8 protein-coding genes are annotated in these 9,395 nt (G+C 43.2%); all 8 read left to right on the top strand.

The window, feature by feature from the left end:
- The coding region (tuf, locus tag AACU95_RS17685; RefSeq protein ID WP_017627866.1) for an elongation factor Tu at window positions 1-1,184 on the top strand (1,184 nt) is incomplete at its 5' end.
- Between the two features lie 272 nt (window positions 1,185-1,456).
- Complete coding sequence (gene secE, locus AACU95_RS17680) at window positions 1,457-1,834, top strand: preprotein translocase subunit SecE (protein ID WP_004246899.1); 378 nt, start codon at window positions 1,457-1,459, stop codon at window positions 1,832-1,834.
- Window positions 1,835-1,841: 7 nt separating this feature from the next.
- Window positions 1,842-2,387 carry a transcription termination/antitermination protein NusG gene (gene nusG, locus AACU95_RS17675; protein ID WP_004246900.1) on the top strand — a complete coding sequence of 182 codons (546 nt, stop codon included), beginning with the start codon at window positions 1,842-1,844 and terminating at the stop codon, window positions 2,385-2,387.
- 145 nt (window positions 2,388-2,532) lie between these two features.
- The gene (gene rplK, locus AACU95_RS17670) at window positions 2,533-2,961 is read left to right on the top strand and encodes a 50S ribosomal protein L11 (RefSeq protein ID WP_004246901.1); all 429 of its coding nucleotides are present in this window, start codon (window positions 2,533-2,535) and stop codon (window positions 2,959-2,961) included.
- 4 nt (window positions 2,962-2,965) lie between these two features.
- Window positions 2,966-3,667 carry a 50S ribosomal protein L1 gene (gene rplA / locus AACU95_RS17665; protein WP_004246903.1) on the top strand — a complete coding sequence of 234 codons (702 nt, stop codon included), beginning with the start codon at window positions 2,966-2,968 and terminating at the stop codon, window positions 3,665-3,667.
- A 327-nt stretch (window positions 3,668-3,994) separates the two neighbouring features.
- Window positions 3,995-4,492 carry a 50S ribosomal protein L10 gene (gene rplJ / locus AACU95_RS17660; RefSeq protein ID WP_004246904.1) on the top strand — a complete coding sequence of 166 codons (498 nt, stop codon included), beginning with the start codon at window positions 3,995-3,997 and terminating at the stop codon, window positions 4,490-4,492.
- A gap of 63 nt (window positions 4,493-4,555) precedes the next feature.
- Window positions 4,556-4,921 carry a 50S ribosomal protein L7/L12 gene (gene rplL, locus AACU95_RS17655; protein ID WP_004246905.1) on the top strand — a complete coding sequence of 122 codons (366 nt, stop codon included), beginning with the start codon at window positions 4,556-4,558 and terminating at the stop codon, window positions 4,919-4,921.
- A gap of 352 nt (window positions 4,922-5,273) precedes the next feature.
- Window positions 5,274-9,302 carry a DNA-directed RNA polymerase subunit beta gene (gene rpoB, locus AACU95_RS17650; protein ID WP_004246906.1) on the top strand — a complete coding sequence of 1,343 codons (4,029 nt, stop codon included), beginning with the start codon at window positions 5,274-5,276 and terminating at the stop codon, window positions 9,300-9,302.
- The last annotated feature ends 93 nt before the right edge of the window (window positions 9,303-9,395 follow it).

Here is a 9,395-nt window from a genome sequence, read left to right as displayed (position 1 = left end):
TGTCTAAAGAAAAATTTGAACGTTCAAAACCGCACGTTAACGTTGGTACTATCGGCCACGTTGACCACGGTAAAACAACTCTGACTGCTGCAATCACTACAGTTTTAGCTAAAACTTACGGTGGTGCTGCTCGTGCATTCGACCAAATCGATAATGCGCCAGAAGAAAAAGCGCGTGGTATCACCATCTCTACTTCACACGTAGAATACGATACTCCAACTCGCCACTACGCACACGTAGACTGCCCAGGTCACGCCGACTATGTTAAAAACATGATCACTGGTGCTGCGCAAATGGACGGAGCTATTCTGGTAGTAGCAGCAACTGATGGTCCAATGCCACAAACTCGTGAGCACATCCTGTTAGGTCGTCAGGTTGGTGTTCCTTACATCATCGTATTCCTGAACAAATGTGACATGGTAGATGATGAAGAGCTGTTAGAATTAGTTGAAATGGAAGTTCGTGAACTTCTGTCTCAATACGATTTCCCAGGTGATGACACTCCAGTAATCCGTGGTTCAGCGCTGAAAGCACTGGAAGGCGAAGCAGAGTGGGAAGCAAAAATTGTTGAATTAGCAGAAGCACTGGATTCTTATATCCCAGAGCCAGAGCGTGCAATTGACAAACCATTCCTGTTACCAATCGAAGATGTATTCTCAATCTCAGGTCGTGGTACAGTAGTTACTGGTCGTGTAGAGCGTGGTATCATCAAAGTAGGTGATGAAGTTGAGATTGTTGGTATCAAAGAAACCGCAAAAACAACTTGTACTGGCGTTGAAATGTTCCGTAAATTACTTGACGAAGGTCGTGCAGGTGAGAACGTAGGTGTTCTGCTGCGTGGTACAAAACGTGAAGAAATCGAACGTGGACAAGTACTGGCGAAACCAGGTTCAATCAACCCACACAACAAATTTGAATCAGAAGTTTATATTCTGAGCAAAGATGAAGGTGGTCGTCACACGCCATTCTTCAAAGGCTACCGTCCACAGTTCTACTTCCGTACAACTGACGTAACTGGTACTATCGAATTACCAGAAGGCGTAGAAATGGTAATGCCAGGCGACAACGTGAACATGATCGTTGAACTGATCCACCCAATCGCAATGGACGAAGGTTTACGCTTCGCAATCCGTGAAGGTGGCCGTACAGTAGGTGCGGGTGTTGTTGCTAAAGTATTAGGTTAATTACTCGGTAATTTTCCTAAAGAAGGGCATCAATTGATGCCCTTTTTATGCGTTGTTTGAAAAAGAACCTATCTCATCACTAGTTTTCTGGAAATTATTGGTGAGATAGGCTCTGATACAACGAATTGAGTCCAGTATCTTGCAGATACGAATGTCATAGAGATATGACGCTGTGTCAGATGCAATCATAGTTTATTTATGGTTAGTCTGATTTGTTTTGCTCTTGCGAGGCAAGCTGGCTATTTATTTACATCATATGGACAGGTTAATTTATGAGTGCGAATAGCGGAGCTCAAGATAGCAAACGCGGTGGTGATATCGCTAAGTGGATCATTACCGTCTTATTGCTGGTAGTAGCAGTGGGTGGCAACTATCTTTATCGTGAATTTAACCTTGCGTTGCGGGCTTTAGCGGTTGTTATTCTGTTCGCGGCTGCGGGCGGAGTTGCGTTGTGGACAACACAAGGTAAAGCAACACTAGCATTTGCTCGCGAAGCTCGAATTGAAATGCGTAAGGTAGTATGGCCAACGCGTCAAGAAACATTGCAGACAACATTAATCGTTGCTGCGGTGACGGCTATTGTGTCATTGGTTCTTTGGGGACTGGATGGCATTCTGGTTCGTTTAGTTTCATTTATTACTGGCCTGTGAGGTGTTCATGACTGATTCTCCTAAAAAACGCTGGTATGTTATTCAAGCCTTTTCAGGCTTCGAAGGCCGTGTAGCACAGTCTCTGCGTGAACATATCAAATTAAACGAAATGGAAGACTCATTTGGCGAAGTTATGGTTCCAACAGAAGAAGTTGTTGAGATCCGTAGCGGACAGCGCCGTAAAAGTGAGCGTAAATTTTTCCCAGGCTATGTTCTTGTCCAAATGGTCATGAATGATGCAACTTGGCATCTTGTGCGTAATGTGCCAAGAGTCATGGGTTTTATTGGCGGTACTTCAGACAGACCTGCACCAATTAGTGATAAAGAAGTTGATGCGATCATGAATCGTCTACAACAAGTTGGTGACAAACCACGTCCTAAAACACTGTTTGAACCAGGTGAAATGGTTCGTGTTAGTGATGGTCCATTTGCTGACTTTAACGGTGTTGTTGAAGAAGTTGATTACGAGAAAAGTCGCCTGAAAGTGTCTGTTTCTATCTTTGGTCGTGCGACCCCAGTGGAATTAGACTTTAGTCAGGTTGAAAAAGGTTAAACCTTTTTACTCGCCTTTCTTGCAAAAGGTGGAAAAGTTCACTACAATTTTCCACCTTTCGTTTTGAGTTGTTTTGTCATGAGACAAAGCAAAGTAAATCGGGGAGCCCTAGCCGGGCGATATACCCACATTGAGGAATTAATTAATGGCTAAGAAAGTCCAAGCCTATATCAAACTGCAAGTTGCAGCAGGTATGGCTAATCCAAGTCCACCAGTTGGTCCAGCTCTGGGTCAACAAGGTGTTAACATCATGGAATTCTGTAAAGCATTCAACGCTAAAACTGAAAGCGTAGAAAAAGGTTTACCAATCCCTGTTGTTATTACAGTTTACGCAGACCGTTCTTTCACTTTCGTTACTAAAACTCCTCCAGCAGCGATTCTGCTGAAGAAAGCGGCGGGCGTGAAATCAGGTTCTGGCAAACCGAACAAAGAGAAAGTAGGTAAAGTAACTACTGCTCAAGTTCGTGAAATTGCAGAAACTAAAGCTGCGGATCTGACTGGTGCTGATGTTGAAGCTATGATGCGTTCAATTGAAGGTACTGCTCGTTCCATGGGCCTGGTAGTGGAGGACTAATCTGATGGCTAAACTAACCAAGCGCATGCGCAATATCCGTGAAAAAGTAGATGTAGTGAAACAGTACGAAATCAATGAAGCAGTTGCTTTATTGAAAGAGTTAGCTACAGCTAAATTTGTTGAAAGTGTTGATGTTGCTGTTAACCTCGGCATCGATGCTCGTAAATCAGACCAAAACGTTCGTGGTGCTACTGTTCTGCCACACGGTACTGGTCGTTCAGTTCGCGTTGCTGTATTCGCACAAGGTGCAAATGCAGAAGCTGCTAAAGAAGCTGGTGCAGAATTAGTCGGTATGGATGACTTAGCTGCTAAAGTTAAAGCTGGCGAAATGGACTTTGACGTTGTAATTGCATCTCCAGATGCAATGCGCGTTGTTGGTCAATTAGGCCAAATCCTTGGTCCACGCGGTTTAATGCCAAACCCGAAAGTGGGTACTGTAACACCTAACGTTGCTGAAGCTGTTAAAAATGCTAAAGCTGGTCAGGTTCGTTACCGTAACGACAAAAATGGTATTATCCATACCACTATCGGTAAAGTTGATTTCAACGAAGCTCAGTTGAAAGAAAACTTAGAAGCTCTGCTGGTTGCGCTGAAAAAAGCAAAACCATCTTCAGCTAAAGGCGTTTATATCAAGAAAGTAAGCCTGTCTACCACTATGGGTGCAGGTGTTGCTATTGATCAAGCAAGCTTAAGCGCGACAGTTTAATCCTCGATTAGACTAAAAGTCATAAAAGACTTTACCTTGGCGTCAAATTTGTATAGAATTTGACGCCTTGAGTTTAGCTATGTTGTATTTTGAATGTGAGTCAACATAACTAAATTCCCAAATTCGGTTGGAGTCTGGCCTATCCAGACCCCGTCCAAGACCGCAGGTGTAAGTAATTACTTAATTTTCCTGCGTAGACGGTGAGAGAGCCAAAAAGAATTTTATATTCTGGATTCTGCTCACCGTGTTTTAGCGCTTATTTCCATTGTGGCAATAAGTGATGTGAGTCCCGAGTTTTTACTCGGTTAATCCAGGAGCAAGAAGCTAATGGCACTAAATCTTCAAGACAAACAAGCGATTGTTGCTGAAGTCAGCGAAGTTGCCAAAGGCGCGCTGTCTGCAGTTGTTGCGGATTCCCGTGGTGTAACTGTAGATAAAATGACTGAACTGCGTAAAGCATGTCGTGAAGCTGGTGTTACTGTACGTGTAGTACGTAACACATTGCTACGTCGCGCTGTTGAAGGTACTTCTTATGAAGTGCTGAAAGACGCATTTGTTGGTCCTACCTTGATTGCTTTCTCTTCTGAACACCCGGGCGCTGCAGCTCGTCTGTTCAAAGATTTCGCGAAAGCGAACCCAGCATTCGAGATTAAAGCGGCTGCCTTTGAAGGTGAGTTTATCCCAGGTTCAAACATTGATCGCCTGGCTACACTACCAACTTACGAAGAAGCAATCGCACGCCTGATGTCAACCATGAAAGAAGCCGCTGCCGGCAAACTGGTTCGTACTCTGGCTGCACTGCGCGATCAGAAAGAAGCTGCTTAATAGCCAATTTCCTTCGTTGCTTTACTACGTATAAACTTTTTCTGAATTTTAGGAACAATTGTTATGTCTATCTCTAAAGACGATATCTTAAATGCAGTTGCTGAAATGTCTGTAATGGACGTTGTTGAACTGATCACTATGATGGAAGAAAAATTCGGTGTATCTGCTGCTGCAGCTGTTGCTGTTGCTGCGGGTCCAGCAGAAGCTGCTGAAGAAAAAACTGAATTCGACGTTATCCTGAAAGGTATCGGCGGTAACAAAGTAGCAGTAATCAAAGCAGTACGTGGCGCTACAGGTCTTGGTCTGAAAGAAGCTAAAGACTTAGTAGAATCTGCTCCAGCAGCTCTGAAAGAAGGCGTAAGCAAAGATGATGCTGAAGCTCTGAAGAAAGCTCTGGAAGAAGCAGGTGCTGAGGTTGAAGTTAAGTAATTTAACTTCCCAGAGAGCAGCCTAACGGCTGATGGCTGGTGATTTTTTGGTCACCAGCCTTTTTGCGCTGTAAGGTAAGAGTAGCTTTTTCACACTTTTTTGGCTTCCTCTTTACCTCAATATTTTTTGCTATTGACGACTTAATATACTGTGTTAGCCACTACGATCCACGTTTTTCCAAAAGCTCGGTAGTGTGCGCAATGCAATGAAATGATTTAAGAGTAATAGCAATAAGTATTATGGAAAATTTTATTTTCCTACCTACAAAAAAACAGTGTTAGATGAATGTCGTGTCACCCTTAATAACAAGGGCAGGCAGAGTGGGTCACTTTTCAGCGAGCTGAGGAACCCTATGGTTTACTCCTATACCGAGAAAAAACGTATTCGTAAGGATTTTGGTAAACGTCCACAAGTTCTGGATGTTCCCTATCTCCTTTCTATCCAACTTGACTCGTTCCAGAAGTTTATCGAGCAAGATCCTGATGGTCAAAATGGGCTGGAAGCGGCTTTCCGTTCCGTATTTCCAATCCAAAGCTACAGCGGCAATGCTGAACTGCAATATGTCAGCTACCGCCTTGGCGAGCCTGTTTTTGATGTTAAAGAATGTCAGATCCGTGGTGTAACTTATTCTGCACCATTACGTGTAAAACTGCGTCTGGTCATTTATGAACGTGAAGCCCCAGAAGGCACCGTTAAAGACATCAAAGAACAAGAAGTCTATATGGGTGAAATCCCATTAATGACCGATAATGGTACTTTTGTTATCAATGGTACTGAGCGTGTTATTGTTTCCCAGTTACATCGTAGCCCTGGTGTGTTCTTTGATAGCGATAAAGGTAAAACGCACTCTTCAGGTAAAGTACTGTATAACGCACGTATTATTCCTTATCGTGGTTCATGGTTAGACTTCGAATTCGACCCTAAAGATAATCTTTTTGTCCGTATTGACCGTCGTCGTAAATTACCAGCGACTATCATTTTACGCGCAATGAACTACAGCACCGAAGACATCTTAAATCTGTTCTTCGAGAAAACAACGTTTGAAATCAGTAATAATAAACTGATGATGACGTTAGTTCCTGAGCGTCTGCGTGGTGAAACAGCTTCATTTGATATTGAAGCAAACGGCAAAGTTTATGTCGAAAAAGGTCGCCGTATTACTGCTCGTCATATTCGTCAGTTAGAAAAAGAACAAATTGAGCGCATCGAAGTACCTGTTGAATACATCGCAGGTAAAGTAGTGGCTCGTGACTATATTGATGAAGCGACAGGTGAATTGATTTGTGCTGCTAACATGGAAATCTCTTTAGATGTGTTAGCTCGCTTAAGTCAAGCTGGTCATAAAACCATCGAAACACTGTTTACCAACGATTTAGATCATGGTGCTTATATTTCAGAAACTATTCGCGTCGATCCTACCAACGATCGTTTAAGCGCATTAGTTGAAATCTATCGCATGATGCGTCCTGGTGAACCACCAACTCGCGAAGCGGCAGAAAACTTATTTGAGAACTTATTCTTCTCAGAAGATCGTTATGATCTCTCTGCGGTTGGTCGCATGAAGTTCAACCGCTCTTTAGGTCGCGAAGAAGTTGAAGGTTCTGGCATCTTAAGCCAAGAAGATATCATTGAAGTGATGAAAAAACTGATTGATATCCGTAATGGTAAAGGTGAAGTGGATGATATCGACCACTTAGGTAACCGTCGTATTCGTTCTGTTGGCGAAATGGCTGAAAACCAATTCCGTGTTGGTCTGGTGCGTGTTGAGCGTGCAGTTAAAGAGCGTCTATCTTTAGGTGATCTTGATGCATTAATGCCACAAGATATGATCAATGCAAAACCGATTTCTGCTGCAGTTAAAGAGTTCTTTGGCTCTAGCCAGTTATCGCAGTTTATGGATCAGAATAACCCGCTGTCAGAAATTACCCATAAACGTCGTATTTCTGCATTAGGCCCTGGTGGTCTGACTCGTGAACGTGCAGGCTTCGAAGTTCGAGACGTACACCCAACTCACTATGGTCGTGTGTGTCCAATCGAAACACCTGAAGGTCCAAATATCGGTCTGATTAACTCATTATCTGTTTATGCACAGACTAACGAGTACGGATTCCTAGAAACGCCTTACCGTGTTGTAGAAAACAACGCTGTAACAGATGAAATCCACTATCTGTCTGCAATTGAAGAAGGTAACTTCATCATTGCTCAGGCTAACTCCGTATTAGATGATGATGGCCACTTCGTAGAAGAATTAGTAACTTGCCGTCATAAAGGTGAGTCAAGTTTATTTAGTCGTGATCAAGTTCAGTACATGGACGTTTCAACTCAACAGGTTGTTTCTGTCGGTGCTTCACTGATCCCATTCCTTGAACACGATGACGCCAACCGTGCATTGATGGGTGCGAACATGCAACGTCAGGCTGTTCCTACACTTCGTGGTGATAAACCACTGGTAGGTACAGGTATGGAACGTGCTGTAGCGGTTGACTCCGGTGTTACTGCGGTAGCAAAACGTGGTGGTACTGTTCAGTATGTTGATGCTTCTCGTATCGTTATCAAAGTAAACGAAGATGAGACTTATGCTGGTGAAGCAGGCATTGATATTTACAGCTTAACTAAATATACCCGCTCTAACCAAAACACATGTATTAACCAAACACCTTGTGTTTCTTTAGGTGAACCTGTTGAACGTGGTGATGTACTTGCCGATGGTCCATCAACAGACCTTGGTGAACTTGCATTAGGTCAAAACATGCGCGTGGCATTTATGCCATGGAATGGTTATAACTACGAGGACTCCATCCTTGTATCTGAGCGTGTTGTTCAAGAAGACCGTTTCACAACTATCCATATTCAAGAACTTGCTTGTGTGTCTCGTGATACTAAGTTAGGGCCTGAAGAGATCACTGCAGATATTCCTAATGTTGGTGAAGCTGCGTTATCTAAACTGGATGAATCAGGTATCGTTTATATCGGTGCTGAAGTGAAAGGCGGTGATATTCTGGTAGGTAAAGTAACACCGAAAGGTGAAACTCAACTGACTCCAGAAGAGAAACTGCTACGTGCTATCTTCGGTGAAAAAGCATCTGATGTTAAAGATTCTTCTCTGCGTGTTCCTAACGGTGTGTCTGGTACAGTTATTGATGTACAAGTCTTCACCCGTGATGGCGTAGAAAAAGACAAACGTGCATTAGAAATCGAAGAATCACAATTACGTGAAGTTAAAAAAGACTTAACAGAAGAGTTACGTATCTTTGAAGCGGGTCTTTTTGCACGTATTCGTGGCGTTCTGATTGCCGGCGGTATTGAAGCTGACAAATTAGATAAACTACCTCGTGAACGTTGGTTAGAACTGGGTCTTGCTGATGAAGAGAAGCAAAACCAGTTAGAACAATTAGCTGAACAGTATGATGAACTGAAAGCTGAATTCGCGAAGAAACTGGAAGCTAAGCGTCGTAAGATCACTCAAGGTGATGATTTAGCACCGGGTGTATTGAAGATTGTTAAGGTTTATCTGGCTGTTAAACGTCAGATCCAACCTGGTGATAAGATGGCGGGTCGTCATGGTAACAAGGGTGTTATCTCTAAGATTAACCCAATTGAAGACATGCCATACGATGAAAACGGTAATCCTGTTGACCTCGTACTGAACCCACTGGGTGTACCATCACGTATGAACATTGGTCAGATCCTTGAAACTCACTTGGGTATGGCTGCTAAAGGTATCGGTGATAAAATCAATGCGATGCTGAAACAGCAACAAGAAGTGGCTAAGTTACGTGAATTTATCCAGAAAGCTTATGATCTGGGTATGGCACCTCGTCAGAAAGTTGATTTGGACACCTTCAGTGATGAAGAAGTGTTACGTTTGGCTGAAAACCTGAAAAAAGGTATGCCAACTGCAACACCTGTGTTCGATGGTGCAGAAGAGATGGAAATTAAAGAGATGCTGAAATTAGCAGATCTTCCAACTTCTGGTCAGATTACACTTTTCGATGGTCGTACAGGTGAACAATTCGAACGTCCAGTAACTGTAGGTTACATGTACATGCTGAAACTGAACCACTTAGTTGATGACAAGATGCACGCCCGTTCTACCGGTTCGTACAGCTTAGTTACTCAGCAACCTCTTGGTGGTAAAGCACAGTTTGGTGGACAGCGTTTCGGGGAGATGGAAGTATGGGCACTGGAAGCATACGGTGCGGCTTACACGCTACAAGAAATGCTTACTGTTAAGTCGGATGACGTTAACGGTCGTACCAAAATGTACAAAAACATTGTTGATGGTAACCATCAGATGGAACCAGGTATGCCTGAGTCGTTCAACGTATTGTTGAAAGAGATCCGTTCACTGGGTATCAACATCGAATTGGAAGACGAATAACGTATTCCATGAAAGCAGACTGCTAAATATGGCAGTCTGCTAAACAGTGACTACACTGGTTTAAAGGGGTGAATGACAGGGGTCATTTGCCTG

Source organism: Proteus sp. G4415 (genome assembly GCF_963896075.1).
In the GTDB taxonomy this organism is placed as follows: Bacteria; Pseudomonadota; Gammaproteobacteria; order Enterobacterales; family Enterobacteriaceae; genus Proteus; species Proteus mirabilis.
Note: the sequence above shows the minus strand (reverse complement) of the source record. Positions and strands in the feature narration are given on the sequence as shown.